The organism is Xanthomonas sp. 3498, from assembly GCF_014199795.1.
Taxonomy (GTDB): Bacteria; Pseudomonadota; Gammaproteobacteria; order Xanthomonadales; family Xanthomonadaceae; genus Xanthomonas_A; species Xanthomonas_A rydalmerensis.
Genome location: NZ_JACHOH010000005.1, coordinates 197,507 through 215,943, shown reverse-complemented (window position 1 = coordinate 215,943; position 18,437 = coordinate 197,507). Strand labels below are relative to the sequence as shown.

Genomic DNA, 18,437 nt, shown 5'->3' with positions numbered 1-18,437 from the left:
TCCCTAGATCGGATCGTGATAGGCGGTGAGGAAGGCACGCAGCGAGGCCGGCTTGACCGGCTTGGTCAGCAGCCGGTAGCCGCGCTCGCGGGCCTGCAGCTTCAGTTCGTCGCGGCCGTCGGCGGTGAGCAGCGCGCCGGCCACCGGCCCGGGCATCGCCGCGCGCAGCGCGTCCAGGGTCTCCAGGCCGTCGAGCCGGTCGTGCAGGTGGTAATCGACCAGCATCACGTGCGGCGCGCGCGCAGCCTGCGCCAGCGCCTCGTCGACGGTGCTGGCGCAGATCACCTCCACCTGCCAGCGGCCGAGCAGCGCGCGCATGCCGTCGAGGATCTCCTGGTCGTTGTCCACGCACAGCACGCGCAGTCCAGCCAGCGAGTCGGCGGCGGCCGCCGCCCGTGGCACGCGTTGCTGCGCCTGCGCTGGCGGCGCCGCCCGCGGCACGCTGATGGAGAACATGCTGCCGTGGCCGACGCGGCTGCGCGCATCCAGGTCGTGGCCGAGCAGGCGCGAGATGCGCTGGCAGATCGACAGGCCCAGACCCAGCCCCTGCTCGCCCCAGTCGAACGGCTGCTGGTAGCGCTGGAACTCGTCGAAGATCTGCTGCATGTGGTGCGGCGGGATGCCGGGGCCGGTATCCCAGACCTGCAGTTCCAGCGCCGCGCCGCGGCGGCGCATGCCCAGCACGATGCGGCCCTGGCGGGTGTAGCGCAGCGCGTTGGCAAGGAAGTTCTGCAGCACCCGGCGCAGCAGCCGGCGATCGCTGCGCACCCACAGCGGCCGCGCGTACACGTGCAGGCGCAGGCCGCGGCCGGCGGCGATCGGGCTGTACTGCGCGGCCAGTTCGCGCAGCAGCAGGCCGGCATCGACGTCCTCGATGGTCGGGCGCAGGCCGCCGGCGTCCAGCCGCGACACGTCGAGCAGGCCGTCGAGCAGTTCCTCGGCCGCGCGCAGCGAGGCATCCACACGCTCGGCCAGGTGCCGCTGCTCCTCGTTCTGGTGGGCATCGCGCAAGGCCGAGGCGAACAGCCGCGCAGCGTTGAGCGGCTGCAGCACGTCGTGGCTGATCGCGGCCAGGAAGCGGGTCTTGGACTGCTGCGCCAGCTCGGCCTCGCGCGAGCGGTCGGCCACGCGCTGCTCCAGGGTCTCGTTGGCTTCGAGCAGCGCCTGCTCGGCGCGCTTGTAGTCGGTGATGTCGTTGTAGCTGGTGACGTAGCCGCCGCCGGGCAGCGGCTGGCCGCGCATCTCGATCACCTTGCCGTCGCTGCGGGTGCGTTCGAACACGTGCGGGGTACCGGCGCGCATGTGCGCGATGCGGCGGGCGATCTGGTCCTCCACCTCGCCGCCGCCGAGTTCGCCGCGCTCGGCGTTGTAGCGGATCAGGTCGGCGACCGGCCGGCCGACGTAGAGCATGCCGTCGGGGTAGCCGAACATCTGCTGGTAGCGGCGGTTCCATGCGGTCAGGCGCATCGCCGGATCGACCACGCTGACCCCGGCGCTGATGTTCTCCAGCGTGGTGGAGAGGATCTCGCGGTTGAAGCGCAGCTCTTGCCCGGCCTCGTCGAGCACCGCCACCACCTCGCCCAGGTCCATGCCCGAGCCGCGCAGCAGGCTGGTCAGCACCAGGCGCGCGGAGGCCGCGCCGATCGAGGCGGCGAGCAGACGCTCGGTGAACTGCACCCAGGCGCGGTCGGCCACGGCATTGGGTTGCGGCTCGCGGCCGAGCAGTTGCGCCTGCTCGGCGAAGGCGCGGCGGGCGTGGCGTTCGCCGACCATGCGCTCGGCCAGCGCCTGCAGATCGACCACGCGCACCTGCCCGAGCCAGTCGCCGGCCACCGCCGGGCGCTGCGAGTACGGCTCCAGGAACGGCGCCGCGCGCAAGCGCTCGTCCAGGCCCGGCCGCCAACGCGCCGACACCAGCATCATCGTGCCGACGTTGACCAGCAACGACCAGAACGTCCCGTGCGCCAGCGGGTCCCAGCCGCTCATGCCGAACAGCTGCTGCGGGCGCAGCCAGGAGATGCCGAACGGCCCGTCCAGCAGCCAGGCCGGCGCCAGCCAGCCGGCCTGGGTCAGCGCCGGCAGCAGCAGCGTGTAGATCCAGGTGACGAAGCCCAGCACCATGCCGGTCTCCACGCCCTTGCGGCTGGCGCCGCGCCAGTACAGGCCGCCGATCACCCCCGGCGCGAACTGCGCCACCGCGGCGAAGGCCATCAGCCCGTACGAGGCCAGCGTCGTGTCGTTACTGCTGCTGCGGTAGTAGCCGTAGGCGATCAGCGCCAGCAGCAGGATCGCCAGGCGGCGGATCCACAGCACCTTCGAGGCCACGTCGGCACCGGCCGCCTGGTGCCCGCGGCGGCGCAGCAGCACCGGCATCACCAGGTCGTTGCTGATCATCGTCGCCAGCGCGATGCTGGAGACGATGACCATGCCGGTGGCGGCGGAGAACCCGCCCACGTAGGCGACCAGCGCCAGCGCGGTGCGGCTTTCGGCCAGCGGCAGCGCCAGCACGATGCTGTCGTCGGCCACGTCGCCGCCGCCGAACAACGCGATGCCGGCCGCGGCAATCGGCACCACCATCGCCGAGATCAGCACCAGGTACAGGCCGAACAGCCAGCGCGCCTTGCGGATGTCGCCGACGTCGCTGCACTCGACCACTGCCACGTGGAACTGCCGCGGCAGGCACACCAGCGCCAGGAAGCTGAGCAGGGTCTGCGAGATGAAGCCCACCGGCGGGGTGTTCTGGAACAGCGTGCGCGCCGACTGCAGCACCTGGCCGCCGTCGCGCACGGACAGCCACACGTAGGCGAACACGCCCACCGCCACCATCGCCAGCAGCTTCACCACCGACTCCAGCGCGATCGCCAGCATCATGCCGTGGTGGTGCTCGGTGGCATCGACCTGGCGGGTGCCGAACAAGGTGGCGAACAGCGCCATCCCCAACGCCACGTACAACGCCGGGTCGGCGTAGAACGGCGCACCGGCGCTGGACTGGCCGCTGAGCACCTGCAGGCTCATCGCCACCGCCTTGTACTGCAGCGCCAGGTACGGCACCACGCCGACCAGGGCGATCACCGCCACCAGCGCGGCCAGGCGCCGCGAGCGGCCGAAGCGCGAGGAGATGAAGTCGGCGATGGACACCGTGTTCTCGCTGCGCGCGATCAGCGCCAGGCGCTCGACGATGCGCCAGCCGAACAGCAGCATCAGCAGCGGGCCCAGGTAGATCGGCAGGTAGCCGGCGCCGTTGCGCACTGCGCTGCCGACTGCCCCGTAGAACGTCCACGACGAGCAGTACACGGCCAGCGCCAGGCTGTACACCGCCGGCCGCAACCATGGCCGCTCCGGATACAGCGGACGGCGGTCGCCCCACCACGCCACCGCGAACAGCAGCGCCGCATAGCCGACCGACACCAGCAGCAGGATCCAACTGGAAACCAAAGGCGAGCCCCCACGACGATTGCGTGCAGTCTAGAGCGTGCGCTGGGTTTCGGCGTAGTCGGGTGTGCGGATCGTTGCGTCTCGCCCGGGCTGTGCGTGCACCGGGCCGGTTGGCCCGAGGCAGGTGTGGCGGTGGCGGCCGTACACCTGACCGCGCTCCCTCCCGCAGGCATGGCGCTTATCGCCTTTTGCTCTTTTGGTTACTTGTCTTTGCACAAGCAAAGAAGCGCTTCTCAGCAGCCGAAGGCTGATCAAAGTAATTCGCCGTCAGGCGAAAGCCTTGCTCTTGCTGCTGCAGTTGGATTGTAGGAGCGGCTTCAGCCGCAACAGGCTCTACCGATCATGTGGGTCGCTGAAGCCGCTCCTACGGTTCTTCTTTTTCGACACGCAAGCATCAAGCAACAGCAACGGCTTTCGCCCTTGCGGGCGAGTTACTTTGATCAGCCTGCGGCTGCTGAGAAGCGCTTCTTTGCTCGCGCAAAGAAAAGGTAACCAAAAGAAGCGCTTTACCACAGCCGAAGGCTGGTCAAGCGCGCCCTGCCTACGCGCCCTCCACGCTGCGCGCTCCGGGTCCGCGTCCAGCCCGGGGATCCGCGGAAGGGGCTTGTCTGCTTCGCAGCCAAGTCCGGGGCAGTCGCCTCACGGCGCCAGCCCGCCCGCCGGCGAAGCAGTGCTTCGCCTTTTTCCGGCGAGCTCTGCCCCTGCCGCGGACGGCGCACGTCCCTGTGCGCCGCCCCTTCGGGGTTTTCCCCCGGGCTGGCCGCCGCTTCGGAAGGGAACCCGGTAAGTCAAAAGCAACGGCCAAAACAACGGCAACGGCAACGGCAATAGCCATCATGGGCTGCAAGCCCTGCGTAGGAGCGGCTTCCGCCGCGACGAACGAAGCCACGATGGTCTCTAGACCCACGCGCCACGTCGTACCTTGCGCCCTATCCCTCTCCAAAAAATGCGCTCCTCCCATGGCAGCACTCGCCTCACGCGCCAGCGTGCCGTGTCCAACCCAGGCAATATCCCATCCGCCACCAGCCACGGCAGCGCGACCGGCGCTCGGGCTAAGATGCGCGCGGTGACCACCTGCGCCCGCCCCCGCTGATGTCCTGCATCCCGGCCGCCTCGCCGACGCCCCCGCCAGCGCTGCAGCAGCAGACGCAACGCCTGCTCGCGCAGGTGCAGCAGGCACAGGCGCGCCAGGCGCAAGCCGAGGCCGAGGTGGAGCGGCATCTGCCGGCGGTGGAGCAGGCGGTGGCCGCGTTTCGGCGCCGCTTCATGGCGCACGCCCGGGCCGCGTCGCGTGCAGCGGTGCGGCGCGAACGCCGCCGCGCCTGGGGGCCGGCATTGCTGCTGCGGCCGCTGCTGCCGGACTGGCGTTGGCGGGCGGCATTGCTCGGCCTCCTGCTGCTGGTACTGCCATGGACGAGCGCGCACTGGCTGGGCGAGACGCGTGGCTTCCTGGACTGGTGGCGCCAGGTCGGCCTGCACGGCGATGTCGGCCTGCTGCTGCTGAGCCTGCTGCCCTCGCTGCTGGCATACGGCCTGCTGGTCGTCGCCGGCGCACAGTTGCTGGCCTGGCACCACAGCCATGCCGAGCGGCGCGCGCTGCAGGCGTTCGCCCGCATGCCGCTGGCGCTGGTGCAGGTGACCGACGCCGCGCAGCGCGATGCGGCCTCCATGTACACGGTCACCCGCGCACCATGGCCGCAGCGTGCCTTGCATGGCCGCTGGTCCATTCCTGCCATGCATGGCGATCTGTCCGGCGCGCGCCTGCTGGCATTGCATGACGGTGCTGCCGAACCGTGCCTGCTCGCCTTGATCGTGCTGCCCGGCACCGACCACGCCGCGGCCTGCCTCGTCCTCGACCACACCGTGACCGAGAGCGCGCCGCAAGCGCTGCACGCCGTGGCGCTCGCGCTCGCGCAGGACGCCGTGGAGGATGCGGCCCCGATCGCCGCGCTGCACGATCACGTGCAGGCCTGGGAGACCGCGCGCGCCCAGCAACGCGCGCTGCAGCAGCGGCTGCAGAGCCTGGATGCGGTGCAGCGACACTGGGCCGACATCGCCCTGCCCGACGCCACGCTCGACCAGATCCTGAAACTGGTGGACCTGTTCGTGTCCGGGCGCGCCCCGGCGCCGAAAGGCATGCTCCTGCATGGGCCCCCGGGCACCGGCAAGACCCTGATCGCGCGCAAGCTGGCGCGCCATGCCGGCTGCCATTTCGAGGCGCTGGGCGTGGCCGACCTGAAGGCCGCGCACATCGGCCACACCGGTCCCAAGGTGCAGGCGATCTGGCAGCGCTGCCGCGAGCACGCACCGGCGATCCTGTTCATCGACGAATGCGAAAGCGTGTTCGCGCGCCGCGGCGGCGCCGACAGCGACAGCTTCGGTGCCGAGTTGGTGCAGACCTTTCTCGCCGAATGGGACGGTTTCCACGCCGCGCATGGGCAGGTGCTGGTGATCGGCGCGACCAACCGCCCGGCGCTGCTGGACGACGCGATCCTGTCGCGCTTCACCGCCAGCATCGCCATCGGCCTGCCCGACGCCGCGGCGCGTGCCCGCATCCTCGGCGCCGAACTGCGGCGTGCCGGTTTCGCCCTGGAGCCGGATACGCAGGTGATCGCCGACAGCAGCGGCCTGTCCGGCCGCGACCTGCACACGCTGGTCGCGCGGGTCGCGGCCGAGTGCGTCGACGGCACGCTCGACAACGCCACCCTGCTGGCGCAACTGCGCGCGCTGCGTGGCAAGGGTTCCACCGCCGTCGCCACGCTCGGGTGGGACGACATCGTGCTGCCGGCCGCCACGGTCGAGGAGTTCGTCGGCCTGGGCAAGGAACTGCGCAATGCCGAAACCCTGGCCACGCTGGGCGTGCCGGTGCCACGCGGCATCCTGATGGTTGGCCCGCCCGGCACCGGCAAGACCCAGGTCGCGCGCATCCTCGCCAGCCAGTCGGGCCTGGCCTTCATCGCCCTGAGCAGCGCCGACCTCAAGGCCGGCTACCTCGGCCAGTCCGGCCAGCGGGTGCAGGCCGCGTTCGAGCGTGCGCGGGCGCAGGCGCCGTGCATCGTGTTCGTCGACGAACTGGACATCGTCGCGCCGGCGCGCGGTGCCGACGGCGACGACGCCTTCACCCGCGAGATCGTCGGCCAGTTGCTGCAGGAACTCGATGGCGTCGCCAGCCACGCAGGCCAGGTGTTCCTGCTCGCCGCCAGCAACCATGCCGCCGCGATCGACCCGGCGCTGCTGTCGCGGCTGGACCGGCAGATCGCCATCGCCTTGCCCGACCACGCGGCGCGTACCGCCATCGTCGCGCGCCTGCTGCACGGCAAGCCGCTGGATCTCGACGCCGACGCCGCGGCGGCCTGGATCGCCGATCGCAGCGAAGGCCACTCCGGTCGCGACCTGCAGAGCTGGATCAGCCGCGCCATGCGCCGCGCCGTCCGCCGTGCCCTGCAGGACAGCGACGACGTCTCCGGTACGCGGCTGCAGTGGGATGATCTGGTCGAGACGGCGGGGGCTTCGGTGTAGGTGCTTCGGGCTGGTCGGCGTGGCGCGTGACGGCTGACTGGCGGGCTGAAGCATGCCGCCCCGGGTCTTTCCGGGAAGATACGACCGGAAGCATGACGGCTTCATTTGTCGCGGCGAATAACACCTCCAATTTTGATGGGGTGTGTCCCTTGTAGGAGTGGCTTTAGCCGCGACAGGGCATTCCTGGGGATACCTGTCGCGGCTAAAGCCGCTCCTACGAGACAGTGGCGCATCCGGCCACATCTGGCAGAAGGGAACGTGCGCTCGAGTCGATCCAAAGTGCGACATGTGGCTTTTTGAAATGCATCGGCCTGACATGCTTGGCCGACCATATGAAACATTTGAGTAGTGCAACAAGACGAACAACGCGTAAGCGCGGAGAGAGAATCCAGCCACCGAATGTGGCAGCGTGCCTCCACGGTGTTCGGCCGGAATCTTCTATGGGAGGGGCTTCAGCCCCGACGCGGCTGGCCAGACGGAGCCAAGCGCTCAGCGACTCAGCAACGCGATAAACACCAGCCCTCGGCGAGCGCAGCTAAACCCGCACCAACGGCACCGAACGCACTGCATGCGCACGCAACGCCGATCCAGGCATCATGCGCAAAACACCGCCAGGAACCACACCACGTGACACAGCTCGCCTCGTCCCCGCCCCCGCACGCCGAAGCCATCGTCGTGATGGGCGTGTCCGGCAGCGGCAAGACCAGCGTTGCCCAGGCGCTGGCGGCACACTACCGGCTGACCTTCCTGGACGCCGACGATTTCCACAGCGCCGCCGCCAAGGCGCAGATGGCGCACGGTATCCCGCTCAGCGACGCGCAACGCGCGCCCTGGGTCGCGGCCCTGGCGCAGCGCCTGCGCGCGTCGGTCGATGCCGGACAGAGCGTCGTGCTGGCCTTCTCCGGGCTGCGCAAAGCGCATCGGCAACAGTTGCGCGATACAGGCGTGCCGATGCGCTTCGTGTTCCTGCACGCGGCCGCGCACGTGATCGCCGAGCGCCTGGCCGCGCGTCACGGCCACTTCATGCCACCGACGCTGCTGCAGAGCCAGCTCGACACCTTGGAGCTCCCGCTGGACGAGCCCGACGTCATTTCGGTGGACGTGGACGCACCGTTCGCCACGGTCGTGGCCGATGCCATCGCGCAACTGGATGCAAGCGCCGCCATCGCCTAGCGCGTTCCTCGTCGGTACATCCTCAACCATGCACGCCGGGTTTATGGCGGTGATGACGCAAGCTGCCCGTCGTAGGAGTGGCTTCAGCCGCGACGAACGAAGCGAAGGCACCTGAGACATGCTTTCCTAGCCGAACCAACGCGCCTTCCGTCACAACCGCATTGCGTGTCTTTGGCTTGTGACGTCGGGCAAGGCGCCGGCCTTCCTGCAGCTTGTAGGAGATGCCTACAAGCGCCACACTACCCGCGGCGCTTCGTCCGACCCGCCACGAAGCGCGACACGTTAGGCTCGTCGGGCACGTGCCAGCGCCACGGCGCGTCCATCGCCTTGCTGATGCCGACCCGCTGGGTGACAACCGGCGCGGCCGGCGGCGGCGTCCCGTCCTGGCCCAGCCACAGGCGCGACTGTCGCGTGGTCAGATCCAGCCCATTGTCCGCACCGGATACACCCAGCGCCTTGGCCAGCCGTCCCGGCCCACGGGTGAGATCGGCCACGCGCGCCGCACCGCGTGCCAACTGCATCGCCTCGATCCCGGCCACCGGCGCCAGGGCGCGGATCAGCACCGCATGCCCCGGCGCACCGCCACACACTGCGTTGAGCGCCCAGTGCATGCCGTAGATGAAGTACACGTACAGATGCCCGGGGGGACCGAACATCACTCGCGTGCGCGGGGTCATGCCGCGGAACGAATGCGCTGCCGGATCCTCCGCACCGCAGTAGGCCTCCACCTCGACGATACGCCCGCAGCGACCGTCGGCGGTGACGAGCAGCTTGTTCAACAGTTCCGGCGCCACCACACGGGCATCACGCGCATAGAACGCACGTGACAAGGGCTTAGCGACAAGCAGATCCATCCGGTAAGTCTAAGCCCTGCGGCAGGGTCGCTGAGTGAGCCGCGACGGTGCATTTCGAGCATCGTGATTCTTCCAACCGAATGCTAAGACTGCCAACGGCGCGGCATGCCGCCAGTGTGGGAGGGACTTCAGTCCCGACACATGGAGGGCTCCAGAATCACGATCTTCTTCCTCGTCTCCGAGGCGAACCGCGCATCGCGACGAACGGTGGCAGCTCCCTAGCCGCTGCAGCCGCCGGGGTGCGGAGCGTGTTCGACCGCTGCGACGGCGACTGGGTTTTACCAGTCATGCCACCACCGCATCAGGACGCAGGGCACATCGCATGCCCTGCCCCGATTCTGCTTGAGGCAACGCCAAGCATCGTCCGCATCCCAACTTGCCCACTCACTCCTGCGGAACGTTCAACTCCTTCAGCAATTGCGGTGCCGGATACACCTTGGCCATCAGCCAGCGCAGATAGCGCATGTCCACGTGGATCGCGCGCTTGTAGCGCGGGTCGTACCACCAACTGGCGCTGACCGCCTCCCAGTTGCTGTCGAAGTTCAAGCCGATCAGCTCACCGCGCGCATTGAGCACCGGCGAGCCGGAGTTGCCGCCAGTGGTGTCCAGATTTGTCAGAAAGTTCACCGGCTGCGTTTTCGTCTGCGGATCGGCGGTGCTTCCGAAGTCACCCTTGGCAATCGCCGCCAGCAGCGGCTTGGGTGCATCGAACGGCTCCTTGCCGGTGTTCTTCTCGACGATGCCGGCCACCGTGGTCAGCGGAGCGAAGCTCACCGCATCGCGCGGCGCCAACGGCTCGACGCGGCCATAACTGATCCGCAGCGTGCTGTTGGCGTCCGGATACACCGCACGACCCTGCTGTTTGCGCCAGGCGAACAGCGCACGCATGTAGGCCGGGCGCAGCCGCAACTGCTCGCCCTCGCGCGCCTTGCGCTCGTCATCCAGCCGCAACTGCGCCGGCACCAGCGTTGCGGCCAGCGCCAGCAACGGATCGGCCGCGGGCGCCTTGCCCTCGCGCGCGGCCACGAAGCGCGACAAGCGCTCGGCCTCGGTGCCCAGCGCGGTGCCGGCATAGGCCTTGTCCAGCGCCGCCTGCAATTGCGCCGGAGTCCGCCCGAACGCCGCATCGAACTCGGGCACCCGCTGCGCCTCCGGCAGTTGCTGGTAGCGCGTCAGCAGCGTCGTCAGCAGCGCCTTCTCCACGGCCGGCGAATAACGACGCTGCACCTGCTTGAGCATGCCCTCGATCAGCGCCAGGTCGCGCTGCTGATAGCCGCTCTCGCGGCGATCGTCGGGCTTGGCGGCCTCCAGCCGCAACCGCTCCAGGGTCAGTGCCGAACGCAGCGCCTGGGTCTGCGTGGCGACCAACCCCAGCAGCAGATCGCGCTCGCGCAGCGCCGAAGCCTGGCCGAGCAGCGTCTGCAACGCGGCGATGTCGCGCGCGTCGCTGCCGTGGGTGGCCGCGAGCATGCCGAGCTCGTCGTCGGCGCGCAGTCGTACTGCATCGCTGCGTTGCAACCCTTCCAGTTCGCCGACCGCCCGCTTGCGGTTGTTCTTCAGCGACTGCAGCTGCGACGCGTAGCGCGTGTGCGCCTCCGCATCGGCCTTGCCCGACGCCTCGATCACCTCGATCAACTGGTCCAGCACCGCTACCCGCTGCGGCAGCGTCGCCTCCACCTGCTCGGCGAACTCGGCCGCCGTGCGGTGCCGATAGGTAATGCCGGGGTAACCGGCCAGCGTCGCAAAATCGCCGGCCTTCGGCCCATCGGAGGCGATCTGCAGGTGTGCAGGCGGCTGGTAGGGCACATTGTCGGCGCTGTAGTCCGCCGGCTTGCCGTCCTTGCCCACGTAGGCGCGCAGCAAGGTGAAATCGCCGCTGTGCCGCGGCCACATGAAGTTGTCGATCTCGTCGCCGTAGTTGCCGATCGCCCGCGGCGGCGCATACACCAGGCGTACGTCACGCAGTTCCAGCTGGCGGATCCGATAGAAGTCCGTGCCGTAATACATGTTGGCGACGCTGCAGCGCACCCCAGCCTCGCGCTCGCAGTCGGCGACGATGCGCTTGCTGGCCGCATCCACCGCATCGTAATAGGCACGCCCGGTCTTACCCTTGGCCGGCCCCAGCACCTGATCGGTGACCTTGTCGAAACCCACCGTCACCAGCACCCGGAAATCGGGATTGGCCGCGCGCTCGTCGGCGCGATCCCGCGCGATGAACCCGTTCTCGATCAGGTTCTCCTTGGCCGAGGTGTTGTATTGGATTACCCCGTAGGCGACGTGGTGATTGGTCAACAGCAGCCCATTCCCGGACACGAACGCCCCGGTCCCGCCACCAACCTTCACCACCGCACTTAACGGCGGTTGCGTCACCTCGGCCAGCGCCTGTGGATCGCCCTGGAAGCCAGCCGCGTGCAGCGGCTCGGCTAGCTCCGGCATCTGCGACGGCATTCACATTCCCTCGTCGGCATGGGCGGTGGCGGTAAGGGCGAGGCTTAGGGTGAGAGAGGTGGCAATGGAGTTGGGCAAGGGCATGCGGAAGTCGAGGTAAGGAACGTAACCACGACCTTAGCCGGCCAATGCGGTGGCAGCAACCAAGGCGCGATCCATTCATCGATGGATGTGATCTTTACCAAGAAAGATCCAGAATGCCCCCGACAAAAAGAGCGCAGGGTCAACTTACTTCCTCTGACCGTATCTGTAGATGCCTTCTATTGAATAGGTGAACCTGACCCAACTACCGCTCGATTCGGTCATCGCTGCACATCGGTAGCCATACAAGAAAGCCCGTAAAAATAACAAGGCCCGCAGCGATGCGGGCCTTGTGTTATCTTGCCGAGATCATCCACCGAGTTCTTTAGTCGGCCTTCCGTCTCTTAAAGCACCACACCTTTTCGATGTATATCGCGCCGGCTGGCTGCTCGTCGCCACGCCAAACATATGTCCCTGAAACATCCACCGAAAAAACTCTAATCGTATGATCTGAAAGTTCTCCCGCCACAGCAGCATCGAAGCGCTGCATACTCTCCATATCCAATTTTGACTCTTCAGCGTCAAATGGGATGACAACCACTGAGGGGCATTTCGGATCAGTGATTACGCTTCGCTCTAGCAGATCACTAGTAAAAATCGCTCGGACTCGTACTTGTGCTCCGCTGATTCGCTTCCCTCGTTGCGCCAACTCGCAAATTGAAGAAATGTCGACGCCGGAATGTCCAGGCAGAGGCTCCAGTTCACTTGCCGCCGCGATTGATGACAATTCAATCTGGACAGCAAGACTGAAAGCAAGAGTAAGGAGTCGATTCATTTGCATGCAGGATTTCCTTGACACCATGTATCGGTCGAAGCAGCAGCACCAGCAGCAATTTCTTGCGGTGTAGAAAGCCCGAGATTCATACCTAAACCCTGTCCGACAGCGGCCTGAGTCTGATAAGCATTCATTTCAGTCCTATACTCCGTCGCCCTAGAGTTCGGGTACCCAATTCTCTGATAGTCGAGCTCGTGGCGCCCCTCATGAGCCAGTGCTGCCGAACCTCTCGCATTGCCAATATCACCGGCAGATTTTCCCGGATTTGCAGCCAAGAACGCCGACGAAAAATTCGCAATCTGCTTTAGATCAACTTGGATGTTTCCATTAGGTCCTGCGCTGGCCAGCGTGTTCTTCGCAAGCGATGAAGGAGTTATAGTTACTCCATTATTATCCCCAACCTTTCCAAGGTAATTGGATACAGCGTCGAGCTTCTTGTATCCATCAGACTTAGGGTTGAGATTCTTCATCGCCTTGCTGATTCCAGTCACGAAGTGGTCAACTTGCTCTGACTGCTTCACACTGCAAGGTCCACCGCCAGACGCTGTGCAGTCATATCGCCCATCAGGATCAGTAAACCGAAAAGGGTTATTACTGGCATACTTGTAACGATTGAAGTTTACGCCTGTGTTCGGATTAGGCCCAACGGGATCAACGGATGGGAACCTTCCAATATCCGGGTCGTAATAGCGCTGCTGCATATATGTAAGTTTAGTCGCAGCATCCATGATATGTCCTGTATAACCAGGCCCATCCTCAACAGGATGATTCAACAAATTACCATATGGCTCATACTCGCTCCGCTCAACAGAGTTCCGATCCTTGTCCGTGATCAACACCACTGATCCTAGACCATCGGTATGGATATAGCGAACCGTCTGCGCCGAGGCACTGAACGCGACGAGCAATGAAAGGGCGGCTGCAGTACTCAGGCGCAGTGCCGCACGAATTCCTTGGAAATTTGACATCACTCGTCCTTACGAGTTGGAACCATAGATGCGCGATGTAGAGTCGACTTACTCATGGCAGTCGGATCGACAACGCCTCCCCTAGCAACATTACGGTGCAACGTACCCAACGAAATCTACGGTGCAGCTCAACCAGAGCCGGCTTACTTCAAGTAGACCTCAACAATGTCGCAGCCATTCGTCTGCACATCGATCTTGCGCTTGTTCACCAATGCCGTCATCAAGACGGCCAGCAATGCCTTGCCACCCGGTTGGTCGTCTTGAAAATGCAAAACAGCATTTCCGGGGACGGCTGCCTTGCATTCCGCTGGCGTGTCCGATAGATAGACAAAATGATCGGTATGAGCCTGATATGTGCCCAACTGCACAACGTCGACGTTCTGCATCGATTCGTTTGCTGATGCTGATCCGCTCAGACTGGCAAACAGCAACAGCACTACCCATGTAGTTCTCATGGCTCTTCCTTCTCTTTCGTTAATGGTCATGTTTTCCGGATGGCTGGTTCGCTTGCGCCTTGCCTAGTTCAATCAACCATATAGATGAACTTTCCGGTGCACGACGTATCGTTGTCGTCCATGATCAAGGTCACACGCTTCCCACTGACGAACGCCGACATCAACGCCGCGTAGATCGCCTTGTTGTTCTCCTGATCCTTTGCCCAATAAACCGGCTTTCCGGCGGGGCATGTGGCATTTCCCTCGCTCAACAGAAAAGGTATTTGGGTGGGCATGTAGGTCGCCTCGATCTGCGTCACCTTGCCCGTGATGAATTGCAAGGCACTCGCCGAATCGCTGTAAGACATCCAGAACAGCGCACATGCCAACATCAATATCCAACGCATAAGAATTCCAACTCTGGAAATTAAAGATTATTTTGCGAATGCCGTTCTTCCGGCACCGCGACCTTCAACCGTTCAACAGCAGCTGATACAGCAACGGCACGATGTCCACCGCAGGCCGCTGGTCGTGCGTCACGTTCGAAACCGCGCTGCAGTTACCGTCCGCCGTGCATGCACTCACGCGGTATGAGTAGGTACCTGCCGGCCTAGCCAGCGAGGTCCAGTTGCCCTGGCCGCCGTCGTACACGGAGGTCCAGGTGACACCATCCACGCTCTCTTCCACGACATAGCGGGTTGCGCCGGAAACCGGGTTCCAGTTGACGTAGTCCTTGACCGAGAGCGCCTGCCCCAGCGGCCAGTCGGCTTCGGCGACCAGGCTGCCGCCCAGCAGGATGTAATCGGTGGACTTGGACTGGCGCTGGTTCTTCTGGAAACGCAATGCCCCGGACTGGTCGTACAGCGAGCCGATGTTGCCGGCGCTCTGCAGCGCCAACGTGCGGCGGCCGCTGCCGTCGTAGCGGTAGGTCTCCTTGCCGGTCGCCTGGCGCAGACGATTGCCATAATCGAACACAAAGGCCTGGCCGTTCTTGTTGCTGAGGTTGCCCTGCGGATCGTAGCTCATGCCGATCACCGTGCTGCCGCCGCAACTGCCGGTCTTGACGTTGGTGAGCTGCCAGTTGGCGTCATAGCAGTAGTAGTGATCGCGGCCCGGCGCAACGACGTGGGTCAGGTTATCCAGGACGTCGTAGCTGTAGGTGGCCGTACCAAACATCGGCGACTCGGCCTTTGTCAGCCGGTCCATTCCGTCATAGGTCATGGTGCGGTTGCCGCGCTGGTTGCGCCCAGTCGCGCCGTCACTGATGGCGGCTACGTTGCCATTGGCATCGTAGTCGTAGCCGTCGCTGAGGAACGCGGTGCCGCCATAAGCATCCTGGCTGGTGTCCGGCAGCTGGCGCGCGTTCTGCGTCAGGGTGTGGACGATGCCGTTGCCGTAGGTGAACTGCTTGATCGCGCCGTTCGGATAGTAGCTCACGCCGGTGGCATAGCTGCCGGCCTGGGTCGGTTGGCCCAGGGCGTTGGGCGCGTAGTCCACCGTCTGCCCCGACGGATAGCGGTGCGCGGCGAGGTTGCTGTTGGCATCGTAGGCATAGCCCAGCGCCCAGGTCTCGCCATCGGCCTGGCCCTGGCTCTCCGCGATCAGCATGCGGCGCTTGTTGTAGGCGTAGCTGTTGTAGGTGGCGACGCCGTTGTTGGTGGTGGTGATCTGCTTGACCGCCCCATCCGGCCAATAGCTCCAGGCCTGGTTGCCGTTGCCGTCCGGGAAGCTCAGCGCCTTGATCCGGTTGCGCACGTCGTAGCTGCGATCGACCCGGCGGCCGGAGGCGAAGGCGGATTCCGCATCGCACGAGGTGGTGCTGGGCAACGCCAAGCCCGCGGCACTCCACACCTGGTTGCCGGCAGCGTCATAGCCATTGGCGGTCGCGCCAGTCTCCGGTTCCACCGTCTTGCACAGCTGCTGGTAGGTGTCGTAGACGTAGCTGCGGGTCACCGACACGGTGCCGTTGGCATCGTGGCGGCGGATGGACAGCGGCTTGCCAAAAATATCTCGGTTGATCTCGGTGGTGGCACCTTCAGGGTGCTGGATCCACACTGGCGTTTTGTAATCAGGCTGATCGAACACTTGGTAGCCAGCCACGGTCTTGTTGCCACGCGGATCGGTGACGCGCGTCTGATTTCCCGCTAGGTATTCGGTCACTGTTGTCAGCGCGCCCAACTCTGAATCCAGAGACACGGACGTCGTCCGACCTAATGTGTCGTATTGGGTTCTAGTACCGGCGCTGAGGGCATCAGTACTTCCCGCGAATGACGCAAAGGCTACTCGACCCTTATAGTCATAAGAGAAACGTTGATAGCGCCCTGTTGCTCCTGGATTACCAGCGTCATATTCATATGTAACAATCGGCCGCAGAAACCCATCGAAGTACAGGACCTTCCGCGCATTTCCCGTAGCGGTTGTTTGCCGCCAGTGGCCGGCAGGCAAGCCATATTCCGACGATCCAACTTGCTCGAAGGTCGCCGTTGTCGTGTTCCAGTTCTGACCATCCCCTGTCGGATAGGTGACGCTCGTCAGGCGCCCCATCACGTCATAGCTATAGCCTGTCGTGGCGCCGGATTCATCGGTAACGGATGTGATCCAGCCATAGTCGTTTACATTCGCACTGATCGCCGCCCCATCAGCAAAGCGGATAGATGTAGGTACTCCTCGCTTCCAATTCGAAAAGCTTGTGGAATTGTTAGCCCCATCAACGGAAGAGGAAAGCGTCCCATCAGGGTTGTAATAGAACTTCTGCCGCAACTTCCCATACTCATAGGAAGCTGCAGGAAGACCGGTTAGCGGATCGTAGTCGACCTGCGACTCCACTAGCCCAGTATCACTATTAGTGCGCTTGGCTACCTGGCCCAATATCCACTTCTCGTAGTTATCGCTGTATTCCAAACGATCGGACAGCTGGTGCCAAGGGCTGTAGCGATTAGAAGCCGACATCCGGCCAAAGACGTCGAAGCTAGTCACTTTATAGTTATAGGAAGAACCAGATTCAGTGATGGCTCGACCTGAAACCGGCGAAATCGTGCCGACCTGAGCGCTATTGATATTGTCGAGTAGCACACTTCCTATTACTTTGGGCCACGGGCCTGTCGAAGGTGACGCATATGTCGAGTCTTCACGACGCAGTAGTGTCGAGCCAACTGCACCGTCATAAATCTCAGTGTTCAACAGTTGACTTTCTGTAGAGTCGTAACGATTACTGAAGGTATACCGGCTTACCGCTCCCGTTGGCGACTTAAGATCTGTCCAGACAGTGGTAGCGCAGCCAGATGCGCAGTCCTTGGCCCAGCTCCCCTGGGGGGCTGAGTAGCCATATATCCAAGTCTGCTCTGACACACCGGGACCGGAAATGCGCTCAGACAGAATGTTGATACCCTTTGTAATATTGGGGATTTCGAGGGTCAACTTTCCAGAAGAGCTAGAGTCACATAAAAACGGAACATAAGAGCGCCCACGGATCAAAGTTCCAACACTAAAGTTCCCTATCAGTCCGGAAGGATGTTTCAGCGAGATGTTTGCTGAGCCACCACTTTGACGATAAGTAAACGAAGAGCAACCGTCATAAGGGTCATAAATGATAGTTGAAAGATCACTAAACCTCTTGAGTCCGGAGAAATCCATCGCCCACGAACTCCCATCCGGCAGGATCACATTGGTCAAGCGCGCGTTGGAGTCAGAAAGGGGTGCATACGAATAACTCCAAGTTCTAGACGGTGCGTCAGAGGCCTGAAGTGTCGCGGTGGTTAGCCTGCTTCCGACATTAGATGTATTTTTTCCCGTCCACGTTTCATAATTCAGGCTTAGCGAACGCCCGTCGCTCGATTGGATTTTTACGAGATTTCCAACAGAGTCGTACTGATAAGAAAGACTATTGCCGAAGCGATCTTCAACGCGGGATGTCATCATCGTCGCCATCTGACGTGCAACACCCCCGAATCCGGGCTGTGCGAATCCGACGTTTTCATAGTATTGGTAGATCAGCCAGTCCATCCAGTATTTGGTCCCCTCAGGAGAGACCACAAGGAATCCCTGCCCGCCTTGCCCATTAGAGGTCTGCGCAAGGCAACTGACCATCCAATGTTGTCTCGTGACGATCGGAAAAGACATTTGATTGCCACTGGCATCTTTCATCCGCGGCGACAGCGTATTTGAGTTATCTCGACGCAACAAATCCTGACGCCCCAATCCGGGAATGATGAGCTGATATCCACCCCACCATTGCTCGGCCGTATAGATAACCGGTGCTTGACGGCCGACATTGAGCACTACTGCGGGCGCTTTGGCAAAATTTGTGCACCGGTCGCCTTGAAAGAAACGATTTTCGTTTGTCGTGAGCGTTTGGATGCTGGGAAGTTCCAGCTGCCAATCGGCGAAAGCTCTCGCTGCCAGTGGGCTCGAGTCGGACGGGTCGAACGTACGTATCAGTTGAATCGGCAACCCAATCCCAGGCTGATCGATATCCACCTGCCTGAAGGTCAGCGCGCCGTTGTAAAGGCTGATTTCTTCGCCAAAAGGCTTGTCGCCCAGGGGCTGTATCTCACGAGATGTCCGAATGCGCTTATCGAACTCGTCCTCCGGCGTAACCGCCAGAGCGTTCTGCAAACCAGATACGGACAGACACACGAATAGGACGACGATGCGCCATCCCTGCCGCTGAGTGAACATTGATTGCCCCTGTAGACGTGCCAACGCGACGCTGGCAGCACCGTCAATTACACAGTACCGTCGGAATTTGTCA

10 protein-coding genes are annotated in these 18,437 nt (G+C 63.6%); 2 read left to right on the top strand and 8 right to left on the bottom strand.

All coding sequences use genetic code 11. The features are described 5' to 3' along the window. Positions 1–3: 3 nt before the first annotated feature. Positions 4–3,435 carry a PAS domain-containing hybrid sensor histidine kinase/response regulator gene (locus GGR66_RS15515; protein WP_184448892.1) on the bottom strand — a complete coding sequence of 1,144 codons (3,432 nt, stop codon included), beginning with the start codon at positions 3,433–3,435 and terminating at the stop codon, positions 4–6. 1,092 nt (positions 3,436–4,527) lie between these two features. On the opposite strand from GGR66_RS15515, the gene GGR66_RS15510 reads away from it, so the two are divergent. Together GGR66_RS15510 and GGR66_RS15505 are read left to right on the top strand one after the other, a co-directional pair. Beyond that, entirely contained in the window at positions 4,528–6,954 is a 2,427-nt protein-coding gene (locus GGR66_RS15510; protein ID WP_184448891.1) for an AAA family ATPase, read from the top strand. 627 nt (positions 6,955–7,581) lie between these two features. Next, positions 7,582–8,127, top strand: coding sequence for a gluconokinase (locus GGR66_RS15505; RefSeq protein WP_326521031.1), 546 nt, complete (start codon positions 7,582–7,584; stop codon positions 8,125–8,127). Positions 8,128–8,366: 239 nt separating this feature from the next. On the opposite strand, the gene GGR66_RS15500 is transcribed toward GGR66_RS15505, so the two are convergent. The 7 genes from GGR66_RS15500 to GGR66_RS21240 all read right to left on the bottom strand — a co-directional run bounded on the left by GGR66_RS15500 (position 8,367) and on the right by GGR66_RS21240 (position 18,364). Then, on the bottom strand, positions 8,367–8,981 hold the full coding sequence (locus GGR66_RS15500) for a DNA-3-methyladenine glycosylase (protein WP_184448890.1): 615 nt from the start codon (positions 8,979–8,981) through the stop codon (positions 8,367–8,369). A 384-nt stretch (positions 8,982–9,365) separates the two neighbouring features. Further along, the gene (locus GGR66_RS15495; RefSeq protein WP_184448889.1) at positions 9,366–11,429 is read right to left on the bottom strand and encodes a S46 family peptidase; all 2,064 of its coding nucleotides are present in this window, start codon (positions 11,427–11,429) and stop codon (positions 9,366–9,368) included. Between the two features lie 406 nt (positions 11,430–11,835). Beyond that, positions 11,836–12,291, bottom strand: coding sequence for a hypothetical protein (locus tag GGR66_RS15490; protein WP_184448888.1), 456 nt, complete (start codon positions 12,289–12,291; stop codon positions 11,836–11,838). Next, complete coding sequence (locus tag GGR66_RS15485; RefSeq protein ID WP_184448887.1) at positions 12,282–13,253, bottom strand: RHS repeat-associated core domain-containing protein; 972 nt, start codon at positions 13,251–13,253, stop codon at positions 12,282–12,284. Before GGR66_RS15485 ends, GGR66_RS15490 begins: the two co-directional genes overlap by 10 nt. Positions 13,254–13,396: 143 nt before the next feature. Continuing rightward, positions 13,397–13,738: a hypothetical protein gene (locus GGR66_RS15480; RefSeq protein WP_184448886.1), complete on the bottom strand. Its 342-nt coding sequence runs from the start codon at positions 13,736–13,738 to the stop codon at positions 13,397–13,399. Positions 13,739–13,776: 38 nt separating this feature from the next. Continuing rightward, positions 13,777–14,094: a hypothetical protein gene (locus GGR66_RS15475; RefSeq protein ID WP_184448885.1), complete on the bottom strand. Its 318-nt coding sequence runs from the start codon at positions 14,092–14,094 to the stop codon at positions 13,777–13,779. Positions 14,095–14,158: 64 nt separating this feature from the next. Next, positions 14,159–18,364: an RHS repeat protein gene (locus GGR66_RS21240; protein ID WP_255421722.1), complete on the bottom strand. Its 4,206-nt coding sequence runs from the start codon at positions 18,362–18,364 to the stop codon at positions 14,159–14,161. Between the last annotated feature and the right edge of the window lie 73 nt (positions 18,365–18,437).

Coding starts and splice junctions, on each gene's coding strand:
- GGR66_RS15480 (WP_184448886.1), bottom strand. CDS start 13,738: ATGACCATTAACGAAAGAGAAGGAAGAGCCATGAGAACTACATGGGTA.
- GGR66_RS15475 (WP_184448885.1), bottom strand. CDS start 14,094: ATGCGTTGGATATTGATGTTGGCATGTGCGCTGTTCTGGATGTCTTAC.
- GGR66_RS21240 (WP_255421722.1), bottom strand. CDS start 18,364: ATGTTCACTCAGCGGCAGGGATGGCGCATCGTCGTCCTATTCGTGTGT.
- GGR66_RS15500 (WP_184448890.1), bottom strand. CDS start 8,981: ATGGATCTGCTTGTCGCTAAGCCCTTGTCACGTGCGTTCTATGCGCGT.
- GGR66_RS15485 (WP_184448887.1), bottom strand. CDS start 13,253: ATGTCAAATTTCCAAGGAATTCGTGCGGCACTGCGCCTGAGTACTGCA.
- GGR66_RS15490 (WP_184448888.1), bottom strand. CDS start 12,291: ATGCAAATGAATCGACTCCTTACTCTTGCTTTCAGTCTTGCTGTCCAG.
- GGR66_RS15495 (WP_184448889.1), bottom strand. CDS start 11,429: ATGCCGTCGCAGATGCCGGAGCTAGCCGAGCCGCTGCACGCGGCTGGC.
- GGR66_RS15510 (WP_184448891.1), top strand. CDS start 4,528: ATGTCCTGCATCCCGGCCGCCTCGCCGACGCCCCCGCCAGCGCTGCAG.